At 66.8% G+C, this 14620-nt stretch carries 13 protein-coding genes; 5 read left to right on the top strand and 8 right to left on the bottom strand.

The genetic code is table 11. The features are described 5' to 3' along the window. Positions 1-4 precede the first annotated feature (4 nt). Positions 5-1057: a 3-oxoacyl-[acyl-carrier-protein] synthase III C-terminal domain-containing protein gene (locus ACFXIV_RS09835; RefSeq protein WP_354836108.1), complete on the bottom strand. Its 1053-nt coding sequence runs from the start codon at positions 1055-1057 to the stop codon at positions 5-7. Between the two features lie 417 nt (positions 1058-1474). Beyond that, positions 1475-2164 carry a TetR/AcrR family transcriptional regulator gene (locus ACFXIV_RS09830; RefSeq protein WP_379397497.1) on the bottom strand — a complete coding sequence of 230 codons (690 nt, stop codon included), beginning with the start codon at positions 2162-2164 and terminating at the stop codon, positions 1475-1477. An 88-nt stretch (positions 2165-2252) separates the two neighbouring features. On the opposite strand from ACFXIV_RS09830, the gene ACFXIV_RS09825 reads away from it, so the two are divergent. Together ACFXIV_RS09825 and ACFXIV_RS09820 are read left to right on the top strand one after the other, a co-directional pair. Beyond that, a complete protein-coding gene (locus tag ACFXIV_RS09825) occupies positions 2253-2684 on the top strand; it encodes a hypothetical protein (protein WP_379397499.1) in 432 nt (143 codons plus the stop codon). Between the two features lie 8 nt (positions 2685-2692). Beyond that, the gene (locus tag ACFXIV_RS09820) at positions 2693-3499 is read left to right on the top strand and encodes a helix-turn-helix domain-containing protein (RefSeq protein WP_379397501.1); all 807 of its coding nucleotides are present in this window, start codon (positions 2693-2695) and stop codon (positions 3497-3499) included. 265 nt (positions 3500-3764) lie between these two features. On the opposite strand, the gene metG is transcribed toward ACFXIV_RS09820, so the two are convergent. Beyond that, positions 3765-5321: a methionine--tRNA ligase gene (gene metG / locus ACFXIV_RS09815; protein ID WP_379397503.1), complete on the bottom strand. Its 1557-nt coding sequence runs from the start codon at positions 5319-5321 to the stop codon at positions 3765-3767. An 88-nt stretch (positions 5322-5409) separates the two neighbouring features. On the opposite strand from metG, the gene ACFXIV_RS09810 reads away from it, so the two are divergent. Beyond that, positions 5410-6237 carry a TatD family hydrolase gene (locus ACFXIV_RS09810; protein WP_379397505.1) on the top strand — a complete coding sequence of 276 codons (828 nt, stop codon included), beginning with the start codon at positions 5410-5412 and terminating at the stop codon, positions 6235-6237. 325 nt (positions 6238-6562) lie between these two features. Then, positions 6563-7690 carry a transglycosylase family protein gene (locus tag ACFXIV_RS09805; RefSeq protein ID WP_379397507.1) on the top strand — a complete coding sequence of 376 codons (1128 nt, stop codon included), beginning with the start codon at positions 6563-6565 and terminating at the stop codon, positions 7688-7690. Here ACFXIV_RS09805 and ACFXIV_RS09800 read toward each other — a convergent pair. The 4 genes from ACFXIV_RS09800 to ACFXIV_RS09785 all read right to left on the bottom strand — a co-directional run bounded on the left by ACFXIV_RS09800 (position 7687) and on the right by ACFXIV_RS09785 (position 11717). Continuing rightward, positions 7687-7827 (bottom strand): hypothetical protein, encoded by a 141-nt coding sequence (locus ACFXIV_RS09800; protein ID WP_354836094.1) that lies wholly within the window; start codon positions 7825-7827, stop codon positions 7687-7689. The genes ACFXIV_RS09805 and ACFXIV_RS09800 overlap by 4 nt on opposite strands. A 120-nt stretch (positions 7828-7947) precedes the next feature. Next, positions 7948-9567, bottom strand: coding sequence for an FAD-dependent monooxygenase (locus ACFXIV_RS09795; protein ID WP_379397509.1), 1620 nt, complete (start codon positions 9565-9567; stop codon positions 7948-7950). Continuing rightward, positions 9549-10823, bottom strand: a complete 1275-nt coding sequence (locus ACFXIV_RS09790; RefSeq protein WP_379397511.1) for a serine hydrolase domain-containing protein — start codon at positions 10821-10823, stop codon at positions 9549-9551. The genes ACFXIV_RS09795 and ACFXIV_RS09790 overlap by 19 nt, the downstream gene beginning before the upstream one ends. A 126-nt stretch (positions 10824-10949) precedes the next feature. After that, on the bottom strand, positions 10950-11717 hold the full coding sequence (locus ACFXIV_RS09785) for an SDR family NAD(P)-dependent oxidoreductase (protein ID WP_379397513.1): 768 nt from the start codon (positions 11715-11717) through the stop codon (positions 10950-10952). Positions 11718-11875: 158 nt separating this feature from the next. On the opposite strand from ACFXIV_RS09785, the gene ACFXIV_RS09780 reads away from it, so the two are divergent. Continuing rightward, complete coding sequence (locus tag ACFXIV_RS09780) at positions 11876-13036, top strand: alpha/beta fold hydrolase (protein WP_379397515.1); 1161 nt, start codon at positions 11876-11878, stop codon at positions 13034-13036. Positions 13037-13060: 24 nt separating this feature from the next. Here the strand turns inward: ACFXIV_RS09780 and ACFXIV_RS09775 are convergent, their stop codons facing one another. Next, complete coding sequence (locus ACFXIV_RS09775; protein WP_379397517.1) at positions 13061-14569, bottom strand: alpha/beta fold hydrolase; 1509 nt, start codon at positions 14567-14569, stop codon at positions 13061-13063. Positions 14570-14620 lie beyond the last annotated feature (51 nt).

Genomic DNA, 14620 nt, shown 5'->3' with positions numbered 1-14620 from the left:
TACCTCAGACCTTCAGCGACGAGATGGTGGTGGACAGGAAGCCGCCGACGACGCCGGAGGCCGCCGGAATCATCAGGATCTTCGACCCGGCCGCCAGGTTCTGCTGGCTGAGCTGATCGTGCAGCACGATGAAATGCGAAGTGCTGGAGGTGTTTCCGTACTTCTCGATGACATTCAGGTCCGGCGGCATGGGGTGGCCGAACTCGCGCTCGGCGATCGCGTTCATGAACGGGATCGCGGCCGCGCCGAACTGGTGGTGGATGATGTAGTCGAAACCCTCGTCGGCGAAGGTGATCCCGTTCGCCTCCATGAAGTTGCGCTGGGTGTCGGTCCACAGCAGGAACCGCGCCTCGTTGTGCATCTTCCGGTTGTCGGTATAGAGCGCCACGCCATTGGACTTGTCGCTGGGCATGCCCAGGCACAGGTGCGAGAACTCCGAGGCGGTGGTGAGCTCGATGTAGTGGATCTTGTCGTTGTCGTCCACGGCCTCGTCGAGCACCACGGCCGCACCGGAATCGCCGACGGTCAGCGATGCGAATTGCAGATCGTATTTACTGGAAATCTCGTTCACGGCCGTTTCGGCAATAGGCGTAATGGCCTCGCCGCTGACCACGATGCCGCGTTTCACGGCGCCACTGCGAATCATTCGATCGAGAATGTAGACGCCACTCATCATGCCCGCGCAGGCATTCGAGAGATCGAAGGCGATGACATCCTCGCGAGCGCCGATGGCGCGGCCGATGGCACCGGCGAAGGACGGCTCCATGTACATCTTGGTGCCCTCCTTACTGCGCGTGATGGAGGTCGAGATGATGATGTCGAGATCGCCTGCGGCATAGGATGACCTGGACAGACAGTCCTCGACGGCCTTCATGGCCAGGGCGAAGGAGTCCTCGAGCGTCTCCGGGCGGGTGTCGCGGAAACGGCGTTCCTTGACGCCCGTGATTCGTTCGAGATCGAACTCCGGGACCTCCTTCAATTGTGAGAGCAGTTCGGCTGTGGTAACACGCTTCTCGGGCAGATAGGCGCCGATGGACTCGAATCGAGATTGCGGCACAGGGGACTCCTGAAACTGGGAGGCTCAAACCTCGTGGAAGAGAGTGAAATGTGTGTTCGTCAAGCTCGGATGAACTGAGGCTACCCGAGAGTAACTAGCTTGGGGAACTGAAGCGTTCCGTGTGGCTGTCTGAGACGAAACGTGAACGTACGCTTAGTGTTACGTGCGGTGCCGCAAAACTTCCGCACCCAGCCTGGCCGCCCGCGGCCTGGCTGAAGTGGGGGTTCACCGAAAGCTGGGCGCTGTGGTCACCGCCTGGCAATCCTCCGTTATGTGTCATCGGTATGGCCCGAGGATGACGAACCGAGCTTCTCGCTGTGAGTGAGTTCACCCGGCCACGTCACACCCGCGCGCTCTGGTGCCCCCGACCCGAAAACTGTCTGAGCGACAGTGGATTTCGCGACGGGGCGTAGCGATTCAGGTCTGTGCGGGCAGGCCCAGTACCGCGACCACGAATTCCACGAACAGCGGCGCCAGTTCGGGCACCCGGTGCGCCCCCTCGGCCACGATGACCCGGCGGGTGCGTTCGCCGATGGCATCCGGAATCAGCGCGAACAGCTCGTCGGCGATGACCGGCAGGCTCGGATCGGTCGCGCGCGCCTGGGCGTAGAAGACCCGGTACAGATCCGCGAACCGATCCACCGACAGATCCCGCAGCGCCACCGACTCCTGATCCACCTTGAACGCCTCGACCAGCATCAGCCGCGCGAAATCCGGTTCGGAGGCCACGGTTTCGCAGAAGGTGACCACGATGGACTCGATGCGCTCGTACGCGCCGGCGTCGGTGGGCAGCTGGGCCAACTCGTCGGCGATGCGGGTCGCGATGATGTCGGAGGCGGTGCGCACCGCCTCGATGAAGCAGTGCTCCTTATTGCTGAAGTGCTCGTAGAAGGTGCTGCGTGAGACCCGGGCGCGCGCCACGATATCGGTGAGTGTGGTGGCGTGGTAGCCCCTGGCCTCGACGCATTCCACCATGGCCTCGAGCAGCCGGCCGCGCTGCGAGGTGAGGACGGCGTCCCGGGCGGCACGGTGCCGTTCGTCGAAGTTGGTGCGCTGCAACGTCCCCTGTGGTGCGCGAGCCGTCATGTGGACCTGCCTGTCGCGCATCCATTCCCTCTCTCACTGAACCGCGTTCGCTTCAGATGGTCATTATCGGTGGGTGCCCGGATCGATGGCGTCCCGGGATTGCGGTCGGGTGACCTCAGTTGCCGCCGGGTACCTCGAGCGCTACGGCCGCGGCAGCCGCAACACCGCGAAGGTGAAGGCGCGCAAATCCGGAATCCGTTGCGGCAGTGGAGAAATCTCCCCACGCTCGATCAACCGCCGGGTGCGCTCGGCAATGGCGTCGACGATCGCTGCCCGCGCTGCGAGATCAGCAGCGCTTCCCGATCGGCCCGATGTCGATCGGAATGCCCGTTTCGGCGCGACGAAAGATCATTCCTCGTGTCGTTGGGCCGCATATGCACATCGTTGCATCGGCGGATCGGCCTTCGCCATCCGCGTGGATCTCTGCCCAGGTCCGGGGTCGCTGTCGGGTGCCGCGGTCCGTACGCTGGCTGGACCGGAAAACTGGATCCTCACCGGCTACTTCGGTAGATATTCAGCTGAAGGATTGCTGTATGGATAGGCGGACAGATGCTCGACGCGCTCACACCGATTCCGGAGCAGCCGCTGCTCGGAATGTACCTGCGGCACCGCCGGGAGAATCAGGGCCTCACGCAGGAGGAGACCGCTCGGCGGATGTTCGTCAGCGTCTCGCTCTACCGGAAGCTGGAGAGCGGGGAGCGCGCGGTCTCGGCGGACCGGCTCGAGGACTGGTGTGCGGCCATGGACGTACCGATGTGGATGCTCGAGAAGGTGGTCTCACTGGCCCTGCCCAGGGTGTCCACCTTCGCGCGCGGCACCTGGCCGCCCCGGCTGCGCCAAGAGGACCTCGACCATCTCGAGGCCCTGCCCTATCCGGCGTACTTCCACCGCTTCCCCGAATACGAGGTGCTCGCGGCCAATCGGCCTGCCAGCGGGGCGTTTCCGTGGTTGGCCCCCGCGGCGCCCGACGCCGACCGCCCGGTCAATGTCATCGAGCAGTTCCTGACCATCCCGGAAGCTCGCGAGTTGCTGGTCAACTGGGACACCATCGTGCACCGCCTGGTTTTCGGCCTGCGCGTCCTCTCGCCCGGCGTGGTCGCCCCCGAGCGCCTGGCCCAGATCATCGAAACCTGCAGCGTCAACCCGGAATTCGCGCGCATGTGGAACACCCCGATGGAAGAGGACCTGTTCAATGACTCGCTCGTGCAGGTCCGCAACCCGGCCACCGGCGAGATCATGAGCCTGACCATGCGTTCCTACAACGCCTTTCACCCGCAGAACTGCTCCTACCAGCTGTTCATGCTCACCCCGCGGTCGCCCGGGACCACCACCATCGACCCGTGCGCGGTCCGCTGACCGGGCTCCGGCTGATCCGCCTGCTGGTCAGCGCGGGTGCCCCAAATCGTGCTACTGCCCCAGGTTGACCAGTGCGGTAAGCGGACCGGATGCTGGAACGGCGAGATCAGCCGCTGCCCGATCCGATTCCGCGGATCGGGCAGCGGCATGTTCGGCGCCGCATTCCCGTTCCGGCGATGGTGGAGTTCGGAGGGGAATCTCCACCCGCGGTCGGCGGGTGTGACTCGGTGCCCGCCCGCCGAAGGGCGGCGGGCGGCACCGGTTCTTACTTCGGTTCGACGTACTTCGGGAAGACCACGGCCGGTTCCGGCAGGGCGGTGCCCGGGCGGAGCGGGGTGGCGAGGTCCGCGAAGTTGCGGTCGGTGACGCCGAGCAGGTCCAGGATCTTCCCGGCCGAGCCGGGGATCATCGGCTGGACCAGGATCGAGACGATGCGCAGCACCTCCATGGTCACGTAGAGGATGGTGCCCTCGCGGGCGGTATCCTCCGGGGTGCCGGCCTTGGCCAGGGTCCAGGGCGCCTGGGCGGAGAAGTAGCGGTTGGTCTCACCGAGGGTGAGCCACAGCTGCTCCAGACCCAGATGGATCTGCTGCTGGTCGAACTCGGCCCGGACCTTCTCCAGCAGGTCGCCCGCGCGCTCCAGCAGGGCCTTGTCGTCCTCGGTGAACTCGCCCGGGGTCGGGACGACGCCGCCGAAGTCGCGGGCCACCATCTTCAGGCAGCGCTGGGCCAGGTTGCCGTACTCGTTGGCCAGATCGGCATTGATGCGGCCGACGATGGCCTCGTGGCTGTAGGAGCCGTCCTGGCCGTAGGAGATCTCACGCAGCAGGAAGAAGCGCACGGCGTCCAGGCCGAAGGTGTCGACCAGGTCCATGGGATCGACCACATTGCCGACCGACTTGGACATCTTCTCGCCCTTGTAGTTGACGAAGCCGTGCACGAAAACCCGCTTCGGGAGCGCGATTCCGGCGCTCATCAGGAAGGCGGGCCAGTACACGGTGTGGAACCGCGAGATGTCCTTGCCGATGATGTGCAGGTCCGCGGGCCAATACCGCTGGAACGACGCCGAATCGGTGTCGGGGAAGCCCGCGCCGGTCAGGTAGTTGGTGAGCGCGTCCACCCAGACGTACATGACGTGCTCGGGGTGACCCGGCACCGGCACACCCCAGTCGAAGGTGGTGCGGGAGATGGACAGATCCTTCAGGCCCGCCTTCACATACGAGACGATCTCGTTGCGCCGGGTCGCCGGCGCGATGAATTCCGGCCGGGTCTCGTACAGTTCGAGCAGCTTGTCCTGATAGTTGGACAGGCGGAAGAAGTAGTTCGACTCCTCGGTCCACTCCACCGGGGTCTTGGTGTCGGTGGAGATGCGGGTGCCGTCCTCGAGGAGGGTGGTCTCATCCTCGGTGTAGAACGCCTCGTCGCGCACCGAGTACCAGCCGGCGTAGGTGTCGAGGTAGATGTCCCCGGCCTCGACCATGCGCTCCCAGATCGCGACCGACGCGGCCAGATGGTCCTCGTCGGTGGTGCGGATGAAGCGGTCGAAGGAGATGTCGAGCGCCTTGTCCATGTTCTCGAAGACGTCGGAGTTGCGCGAGGCGTACTCCTGCTCCGCGAGACCGGCGGCCTTGGCGGCCTGCTGCACCTTCTGGCCGTGCTCGTCGGTGCCGGTCATGTAGAACACATCGAAGCCGTCCAGCCGTTTGAAGCGGGCCAGGGCATCGGACGAGATGTACTCGTAGGCGTGCCCGATGTGCGGTGCGCCGTTCGGGTACGCGATGGCCGTGGTGACGTAAAAGGCGGGGCGATCGGATGCGCTCATGGTGTGTCTACTCTATCTGCGTGTCATACGTCGCTCGCGTGAATATCCCCATGGCAGGTGCCGCCCGACTTTCTTTCGGGGGATGGGCATGACCAGTCGCCGACCTGCGCCCGAGCCGCCCGAGCCGCTGTCGCCGCTCATCGACGCGCACACCCACATCGATGCCTGCGGGGCCACCGATCCGGAATCGGTTGCGGCCCTGGTGGAGCGGGCTCGCGCGGCGGGTGTGCGGGAGCTGGTGACGGTCGCCGACGACCTCGAGGCCGCGCGCTTCGCGGTCCGCGCCGCGCACTGGGACGACCGGGTCCACGCCGCGGTCGCGCTGCACCCGACCCGCGCCAACCACCTCGACGACGCCGCCAAGGCCGAGCTCGAGCAGCTGGCCGCCGACCCGCGGGTGGTCGCGGTGGGGGAGACCGGCCTGGACTACTACTGGCCCGGCAAGCTGGACGGCTGCGCCGAGATCGAGGATCAGGTCGAGGGCTTCCGCTGGCACATCGACCTGGCCAAGCGGCTGGGCAAGCCGCTCATGATCCACAACCGGGAGGCCGATCACGACCTGCTGGCGGTGCTGCTGGACGAGGGCGCGCCGGAAACCGTGATCTTCCACTGCTTCTCCTCCGACGCGAACATGGCGACGGCCTGTGTCGAGGAGGGCTATGTGCTCAGTTTCTCGGGCACGGTCAGTTTCAAGAACGCGCACGAATTGCGCGAGGCCGCGAAACTCGTTCCGGACGAACTGATTCTGGTCGAAACGGACGCGCCGTTCCTGACTCCGCATCCGTTCCGGGGTGCGCAGAACGAGTCGTACATGCTGCCGTACACGCTGCGCGCGCTGGCCGAACTGCGCGAACAGGATCCGGTGCAGCTGGCCAAGATCACCACCGCCAATGCCCGCCGGGTCTACGGAATCTGAGCTACTGTTCCGCCTCTCCGGGACTTCAGCGCCCGGCTCGGGTGCCGTCGCGGGTACCGCACGCGTGCCGGCGGTCGGGTGGCGAACCTATTTCGGGCGTACCCGGCGAGTTACCCTCAGCGCTGCGAAATCAGTTGTCACTGTCGGGGATCGGACACCGGGCTTTGGGTCGTCATATGTGTCGCAGCTCACTATGATCTAGCGCGATCTTGATTTACCTGCGGTTCGATATCGGGTCGTAATTTTCGTCTCCGCAGTTCCGTCGGGAGTGGTTGTCAATCCCGGACCCCCTCGTTATCGTACTGTGACCATGCCGGGATTTCCGATGCACGCATTGACGAAGATCAACTCGTCGCGTTCCCCGATGCTGTACGGGGCTATCGCGGCGATGCTCGTCACGCTCATCTTCGGCGCCGGCATTGCCATCATGAGCAAGAAGCAGATCACCTTCGTCATCGATGGCAAGCAGTTCGCCGAATCCACCATGCGTGGGGACGTCCGCGGCGCGCTCAAGGACGCCGGGTACGCGATCACCAACCGTGATGACGTATCCCCTTCCGCCGGAGCGCATATCAGCGACGGATCCACCATCACGCTGAACCGGGCCCGTGAGGTCTCGCTCATCGTCGACGGCACGCCCTCCAAGGCATGGACCACCGCGCTCACCGTGGCCGAGGCGGTCACCAAGCTGAACCTGCCCGGCGACGTCTTCACCTCGCCCGCGCGCCCGACCCCGCTGCCGCTCGAGGGCGCGCAACTGCTCATCACCAATCCGCGCACGGTCGAACTCAGTGACAACGGCGCGCCCGCGTCGCTGGTCCGCCTCGCCGCCCCGACCATCGGGGAATTGCTCCAGGCGCAGGGCCGCCCACTGGTCGATCAGGACTCCGTGGAACCGGTCGCGAGCACCCCGCTCACCGACGGCATGAAGATCACCGTCACCCGCAAGATCGTGGAGAACCGCACCGAGCGGGTGCCGCTGGATCCGCCGGAGAACATCATCGAGGATCAGACGCTCAATATGAGCCGCACGATCGTCGAGAATCCGGGCGTACCCGGTACGCAGGACGTGACTTTCGCGGTCTCCATCGTGAACGGCCATGAGGCGGGCAAGGATCCGATCAAGTCCACCGTGATCGTGCCCGCGCAGCCCAAGACCGTGCGCAAGGGCGCCAAGCCCGGCACCGAGGTCCCGGACGTGCAGAACGGCACCACCTGGGATGCCCTGGCCAAATGCGAATCCGGCGGCAACTGGGCCATCAATACGGGCAACGGCTTCTTCGGCGGCATCCAGTTCGACCAGAACACCTGGGAACGCCAGGGCGGCACCCGCTACGCCCCGCGCGCCGACCTCGCGACCCGCGAGGAACAGATCGCCATCGCCGAAGTGACGCGCGCCCGCCAGGGTTGGGGCGCGTGGCCGGCCTGTACCTCGCGGCTCGGCATCGGTTAGAAGGGCTGTCCCGACAGCGTGGACAGCAGCTGGAACGGCATGCTGAGGAACATCAACCCGACATAGAGCGGGTAGCGGATCGGATCACCGTTGAGGTAGCCCTCGGCCAGCCAGCTCATCAGGTCTGCGGAACCCATGTCGCATCTCCCTTGCGTAGTGGTTACTGCCACCGGGCATGTCGGCAACGCGAGTCCTGTTGTTACCGAACGGAAGTATCGGCTGCCCGGGCGATCCGCGCTCGACGCGAACGCGCAGGGTCACCGGAAAGTGGATTCGAGGTAGTCGACGAGGTCGGGGGTGGTGGCCGTGCGGCGGGCGAAGCCCAGATAGCCGTCGGGACGGATGACGAAGGCCGATCCGTGGCCCGCGCGGTAGGCCCGGGCGAATTCGCCTGCGGTGTCGCGGATCAGCGGGAGGCTGGTCGCGGCCGCGCCGGCCCGGGGCGCGGCGATCAGGTAGGCGTCCAGGTGGCCGTGGGCCGTGGCGGTCGCGGTCACGGCCAGCTGCTCCAGGTCGCGCAGGTCGTGATCGGTGGTGGTGTCGTCCGCGTAGAGCAGCAGGGTGTGAGCGGTGCCGTCGATGAGGGGCAGCAGCCGGAAGTCGAAGGCGACGGCGTCGCGGGTCAGGCCGCGGGCGTCGGGGGCGCGAGCGCCCGCCGGCGGGGCGGGCTCGCCGGGCGGGGACGGCGCGACGATCGGGCTGCCGGCGTAGTCGATGAGCAGCTGGGCCTCCCGGCGCAGGACGTAGCCGGGGTCGGTGGAGTCCGCCCCGATGCCCTCGCGGGCGCTGCGGACCGTGCGGCCGACGACCTCCTCGCCCACCGGGCGGCGTTCGGTGTCGTAGGAGTCGAGCAGGGTGGGGGAGGCATCGCCGGTGAGCGTCAGGGCCAGTTTCCAGGCCAGATTGTGGGCGTCCTGGATGCCGGTGTTCATGCCCTGGGCGCCGGTGGGCGGGTGGATATGGGCGGCGTCGCCCGCCACGAAAACCCTTCCGCGGCTGTAGGAATCGACAATACGGTGGCTGATCCGGAAGACCGAGGACCAGCGCAGGTTCGACACCTGCGCCGGCTCGGGGGAGAGGCGGTCGACGACCTCTTGCAGATCGGGTAGATCGGGCGTCCACCCGGTGGTGAAGCCGTGCTCGACGCCGTCGTCGCCGGTCTCCTGGTCATGTGTCCGGCCGTCGGGGAGGAGCATGGAGATCCGGTACCGGTGCCGGCCGGGGAGCGGGATACAGACCAGCAGATCATCGGTGACGCCGTCGGTCTGGTGGCTCGCGCGGATGTTGTAGCCGCGCGGCATCGACCAGCTCAGTTCCACGTCCCCGAGCATGTAGTGCTCGGTGAAGGCCGCGCCCTCGAAGGAGAGACCCAGCGCCTTGCGGATCGTGCTGTGCGCGCCGTCGCAGCCGACGAGATAGCTTGCCCGCGTGGTCTTCTCACCCGTTTCGCTCGCGAGTGTCACGGTGACCCCGTCGGCGTCCTGCTCGAAAGCCGCGACCCGCGTACCGCGTTCGACGGCGCCGCCCAGCGCGGCGAGCCGGTCCCGCAGAATTCGCTCGGTCTCGTACTGCGGCAGGCCGACGAATCCGAACGGCACGTCCGGCGGCAGCGTCAGCTCGATGCGCGGGCCCGGCTCGCCATTGACGAAGGCCAGCTGCCCGTGCAGTTGGATCGCCGCGTCCAGGATCCGGCGCAGCACCCCCATCTGCTCGAACACTTCCAGCGCACGCGGTTGGATGCCAACGGCTTTCGCGTACTGCGGCGGTTTCAGCAGCGGGTCGACGATCCGGCACGGCACGCCGCGGCGGCGCAGTTCGATCGCCGCGGTCAGGCCGACAGGTCCGGCGCCGGCGACGATTACCGCGGTGTCGTCCATGGGGTCGAACCTGTCGGTGATACGGACGCCGCGGGGTTGTTCGTGGCCGAATTACGTTGTGCCGGATCGTGTCCGGGCACCGCGCCGGCGCCGTAGAAGGTGGGCAGCATGCCCTTCACCAGTACCAGCGCCGACCCCTCGCCGGAGGGGACGGCCGCCAGGTTGGTGGCGACCACGATGGTGAGGCCGGAGTCCGGGTCCGACGCCATGTAGGTCATGTAGCCCGGGATCTGGCCGTCGTGCCCGAACTGATGCTCACCGAATCGCACGAGGCCCAGGCCGTACCCGGCCATGGCCGGATTCGCCGGATCGATCGGCTGGATACTGTCCATCCGCATCTTCTGGAACTTGGCGTCGAGCAGTTTGCCGTCGACGAGCGCCTTCGTATACGTGGTCATATCGTCGACCGTCGAGATCGCCGCACCCGCGGTCCAGGTCCACGACGGGCTCGAGGTCGTCTGGTTGCCCGGTTTCAGCGTGCCCGCCAGCGCCGCGGCCTGCTGATCCGGCGGCAGTGCGAAGGTGTCGATGGTGGAGACCATGGTGCCGAAGGCGTAGCCCTGCGGATGCGGATCCGGCATCGAGGAGTTCGGCGGCGCGGGGAACGACGTGTGCTTCAACCCGAGCGGTTCGAAGATGCGCTGCCGGAAGTTGTCGGCCACAGGCATATTCGTGACCTTCTCGATGACCAGCCCCAGCAGGATGGTGTTGGTGTTGCAGTACTCGAACTTCTCGCCCGGCTGGAAATCGACCGGGTGCGCGAACGCGATGGCCAGTAATTCCTCCGGGGTCCACACCTTCTGCGGATCCTTGTCGATCGCGGCGCTGAAGTCGTAGTCGAAGGTGTAGTTGTAGAGGCCGCTGCGCATTTCGGCGAGCTGGGCGAGGGTGATGCGGTCCCCGTTCGGCACGCCCGGCCAGTACTTGCCGATCGGATCGTCGAGGGAGACCCAGCCCTCCTGGGCGAGCTGCATGAGGACCGTCACCGTCATGGTCTTGGTATTGCTGCCGATCCGGAAGTGGTCGTCCACCGTCATCGGATCGTCCTTGCCGATGGTCCCGGTCCCGAAGGTGGCGGTCCAGTCGCCGTCCTGGGGCGACTTGACCACCACCACCGCTCCCGGAATGGCGTTGTCCTTCATCAGTTCGGTGATGATGGGCCGCAACGTCGCGGCGTATCCGGGCTCCTTGGACCCCGTATCGTTCGACGACCCGCATCCTGCCGCGACCGTCAACGCCACGGCTGCGATGAGCACGCCGAAACTCCGCCGGTATCCCATAACTCTCCGTCCGGGTCCGCTGGAACGTGGTTATGAAGCTGCTGAAGCGTTTGTCAGCCTAACTCCGTACCAACCGGTCGCGAATGGAAATGGGTGGTGTCGCTACATCAGTGCGCCACCGTCGACGCGGAGCTCGGTGCCGGTCATGTAGCGGCCGTCATCGGAGGCGGCCATGGCGACGACACCCGCGATGTCCTCGGGCTTGCCGAGCGCACCGCCCTCGATCCACCCGGGCAGCCGCGCCATTAGCGTCCAGTCGGCGTCGGCGGGCAGTTCCAGGCCGGAGGTGATGCCGGTGCTGATGCCGCCGGGCACGATATTGACCGCGCGCAGGCCCTTTTTCACGTATTCCAGCGCGATGGAGTGGGTGAGCGCGTTGACGCCCGCCTTCGACGCGGAGTACGCGGCCATATAGGGATTGGACCCGAAGGCCGAGGTGGAGGAGAAGTTCACGATCACGCCGTGCCCGGATTCGATGAGCGCGGGTAGCGCGGCCTGGATCATGAGGAAGGTGCCGGTCAGGTTGACCGAGATGACCCTGTTCCAGTCCTCGAGGGGCATGTCGTGGGTGTGCGCGGCGCGCAGGATGCCCGCGGCGTTCACCAGAACGTCGAGGCCGCCGAGGAATTCGAGGGCCTCGGCGGTGACGGCGCGGACCGCCACCGGGTCGGAGATGTCGAGGGTGAGGGTGCGCAGGCGCTCGCGCTGATCGGCGGGGACGGCGTCGACGGTGGCGGCCAGTCCGGCCTCGTTCACATCGGCGGCGACCAGGTGGGCTCCCTCTTCGAGCAGTCGCAGGGCCACGCCCTGTCCGATGCCCGATCCCGCTCCGGTGACAAGTACTCGGCGGCCTTCGTATCTGCGCGACATGGCGAGAAATTAGAACAAGTTTCAAGGCGCGTCAATGGGCCGGCGCCCAACCGGGCGTAGCTGGTTGCCAGAGTCTTCTCATACTGGTCCTCCGTTCAAATCGATAAACTCGGGCCCCGAACAGGAATGGTCATCGGGTCGGGACTGATGGAGGATTCATGCGGTCGGTTGGTTGGCGTACACGGATTTTCACCGCGGCCATAGCATCGGCGGGCACGTTGCTGGTCCTGCCGGCAACCGCGGCCCACGCCGAAACGGCCGGCACCGCCTTCGCCACCACCGCGCTACCGGACGGCTTCCGCGGCCTGCCGAACGGCACCATCATCGACTACTGGACCACCCGCTCCAATGGCGAACCGGTGAAAGCCAGTGGCGCGCTGTTCGTTCCGTCCGGTCCCGCGCCCGCGGGCGGCTGGCCGATCATGGCCTACGACCACGGGACCTCCGGCATGGGCCCGGGCTGCGGCGGGCAGACCGACACCTCGAAGGTGAGCCGGGCCAAGGAAGACCAGGTGCTGCAGTACTTCGTGAACAAGGGCTTCGCCGTGGTCGCGCCGGACTACCTGGGCCTGGGCCGCTTCGACACCGGCCCGCACCCGTACCTGGAGATCAGCACCGAGGCCGGTGCCACCATCGACCTGGTCAAGGCGGCCCGCGCCACGAATCCGGAGCTCTCGCGCACCTGGGCGGTGACCGGCTTCTCGCAGGGCGGTCAGGCGGCGCTGGGCACCGCGCACCTGCAGGTGTCGCAGACCCCCGACCTCGACTTCCGCGGCACCATCGCGGTCGACCCGGAATCGGATCTGGAGAAGATCGCCCCGTTCGTCGGCCCCTGGGCGCCGGAGATCCCCGGTCAGGCCGGGACCGCGGTCAACGGTTTCGTGGTCAGCATGCTGGCCGGGCTGCGTGCCACCCACCCCGAGGTCGATGTCGACAGCTACCTGACCCCGCGCGGCAAGCAGGCCGTGGACGCCTCGGAGAGCCTGTGCTTCGCGGACATCATGAAGGTGGTCGACGGCATGGGCATCGGCGACATGCTGTCGCGGCCGCTCGACACCCCGGAATTCCAGGCCGCCATGAGCGAGTACATGGCAGTGCCGGTCAACGGCTACAACGCGCCGATCCTGCTGCTGCTCAACACCAATGACACCACCGTGCCGTCCCCGCTGCACGCGGCGCTGGCCGCGCAGCTCGCCACCGCCGGCGCGGACTTCCAGACGGTGATCGGCACCGGCACCCACACCCAGTTGAACCCGCAGATGTGGAATGCCATCGGCGCGTTCAGCGATCGGATCCTGGCCACACCCACCGTGCCGTGACGATGGTCGCGTGATCCCAACGACCTACTGCGGGAACCAGCTGAAATCCGGTTCGCAGGTGACGTCCTGGTCCGGGCGGACACCGGTGGCGAAGTAGGTGTTCACGATGTTGTTCAGGCACGGGCTCAGGTCCGGCCGGAACGCGCCGTGAATCCTGGTGTCCGCCAGCGTCACCAGGCGTGATCCGGTCATATCCGCGTGCAGCGCAAGCCCTTCCGAGTATGCGGTGCGGGTGTCGTGGACATTGGCCACGATCAGCACCGGGGTCGCATTGTGGATCTCGGTGGGCGGTTCCACCGGATCCGGCCAGAAGGCGCAGGCGGTGATGTTGTTGGCGAATGCCCCGAACACCGGCTGCGTCGGCCGCGCGGCCTCGACATTGCCGTAGTACCAGGCGGGATCGCGCGGCGCGGCCTTGTCACCGCACATGATGGCGGCCATGCCGGCGGCGTCGAGCGGCACCACGGAGACGATCTTGGCCTTCAGCGCGTCCATGTCGATGGGGCCGCCCGCCACGCCCGACGCCACCATGGTGAGCACTTCGGCGAGGTTGGGGTTCAGCTGCGGGTTCGGCAGCAGCGCCAGCAGCATCATGGGAATGGTGTGCTCGTCGACCAGGTAGCCGCTGCCGTAGATCTCGTGACCCGCGGACCGCCGGATGAGGTCCTCGACCCAGGCGCGCACCGCCTCCGGGGTGCTGCCGAAGTGGTACTGATCGTCGTGGCGGGCCGCCCATTTCGCCCAGTCGTCGAGGGCGTACTCGTTGATCGCGCCCATGTCCTGGTAGAGCCCGACGTAGTAGCGGTCCGGGTCGACGGCACTGTCGAAGACCATGCGGTCGGCGTGGTCGCCGAACATCTGGGTGTAGACCGCGCCCAGGTAGGTGCCGTAGGACGCGCCGAAGTAGTTGAGCTTCTTCTCGCCGAGCAGGCTTCGGATGAGGTCCATGTCGCGCGCGGTGTTGCGTGTCGTGATCTTGCGGGCCTTCTCCGGGTCGGTGCCCACGCACGCGGTGGCCAGCGCCGCGGCCACGGCGGTGTCGCGGGCATAGCCGAACACGTCGAATCCCGCGGAGAAGAGCATGGTGGGCACCGGAATCGTGCAATTGACGGCGTCGGAGCGGCCGACGCCGCGCGGGTCCATGCCGATCAGGTCGTACTGCGCGCGGACGTCCGCGGTCATGGCCTTCTGGGTGTTGACCGTCATCGCCAGGCCGGCGCCGCCCGGACCGCCCGGATTGGTGACCAGGATGCCGCGGCGGCGCGCCGGGTCGGTGGCGGGGATGCGGGAGATCGCGACGGTGAGCGTGCGACCGTCCGGGTTGTTGTAGTCGAGCGGTACCAGGACGCCCGCGCACCGCGCGCCGGCGGCGTCGAGGGCTGCGTTGTCGCACGGCTTCCACTCCAGTGTCTGGTGGGAGAAGCGGTCCAGTCCCGGGGCCGTGTCCGCATTCGCCGGTCCCGCGGGCAGCGTGACCGCCGCGGTCAGCAGCGTCGCGCCCAGGACGAGCCGTCGAATCCGCCGAGCGGGCATGCACTCTCCTTCACGGTTGTGTTCCCAAGGGGCGACGCTACTCGGATACCT

Origin of the sequence: Nocardia sp. NPDC059236 (genome assembly GCF_042754085.1) — a bacterium.
GTDB lineage: Bacteria > Actinomycetota > Actinomycetes > Mycobacteriales > Mycobacteriaceae > Nocardia.
Note: the sequence above shows the minus strand (reverse complement) of the source record. Positions and strands in the feature narration are given on the sequence as shown.

Bases quoted from the DNA above. Each gene is read 5' to 3' on its own strand.
- metG (WP_379397503.1), bottom strand. From the start codon at position 5,321: ATGAGCGCATCCGATCGCCCCGCCTTTTACGTCACCACGGCCATCGCG.
- ACFXIV_RS09780 (WP_379397515.1), top strand. From the start codon at position 11,876: ATGCGGTCGGTTGGTTGGCGTACACGGATTTTCACCGCGGCCATAGCA.
- ACFXIV_RS09820 (WP_379397501.1), top strand. From the start codon at position 2,693: ATGCTCGACGCGCTCACACCGATTCCGGAGCAGCCGCTGCTCGGAATG.
- ACFXIV_RS09830 (WP_379397497.1), bottom strand. From the start codon at position 2,164: ATGCGCGACAGGCAGGTCCACATGACGGCTCGCGCACCACAGGGGACG.
- ACFXIV_RS09805 (WP_379397507.1), top strand. From the start codon at position 6,563: ATGCACGCATTGACGAAGATCAACTCGTCGCGTTCCCCGATGCTGTAC.
- ACFXIV_RS09810 (WP_379397505.1), top strand. From the start codon at position 5,410: ATGACCAGTCGCCGACCTGCGCCCGAGCCGCCCGAGCCGCTGTCGCCG.
- ACFXIV_RS09785 (WP_379397513.1), bottom strand. From the start codon at position 11,717: ATGTCGCGCAGATACGAAGGCCGCCGAGTACTTGTCACCGGAGCGGGA.
- ACFXIV_RS09795 (WP_379397509.1), bottom strand. From the start codon at position 9,567: ATGGACGACACCGCGGTAATCGTCGCCGGCGCCGGACCTGTCGGCCTG.
- ACFXIV_RS09775 (WP_379397517.1), bottom strand. From the start codon at position 14,569: ATGCCCGCTCGGCGGATTCGACGGCTCGTCCTGGGCGCGACGCTGCTG.
- ACFXIV_RS09800 (WP_354836094.1), bottom strand. From the start codon at position 7,827: ATGGGTTCCGCAGACCTGATGAGCTGGCTGGCCGAGGGCTACCTCAAC.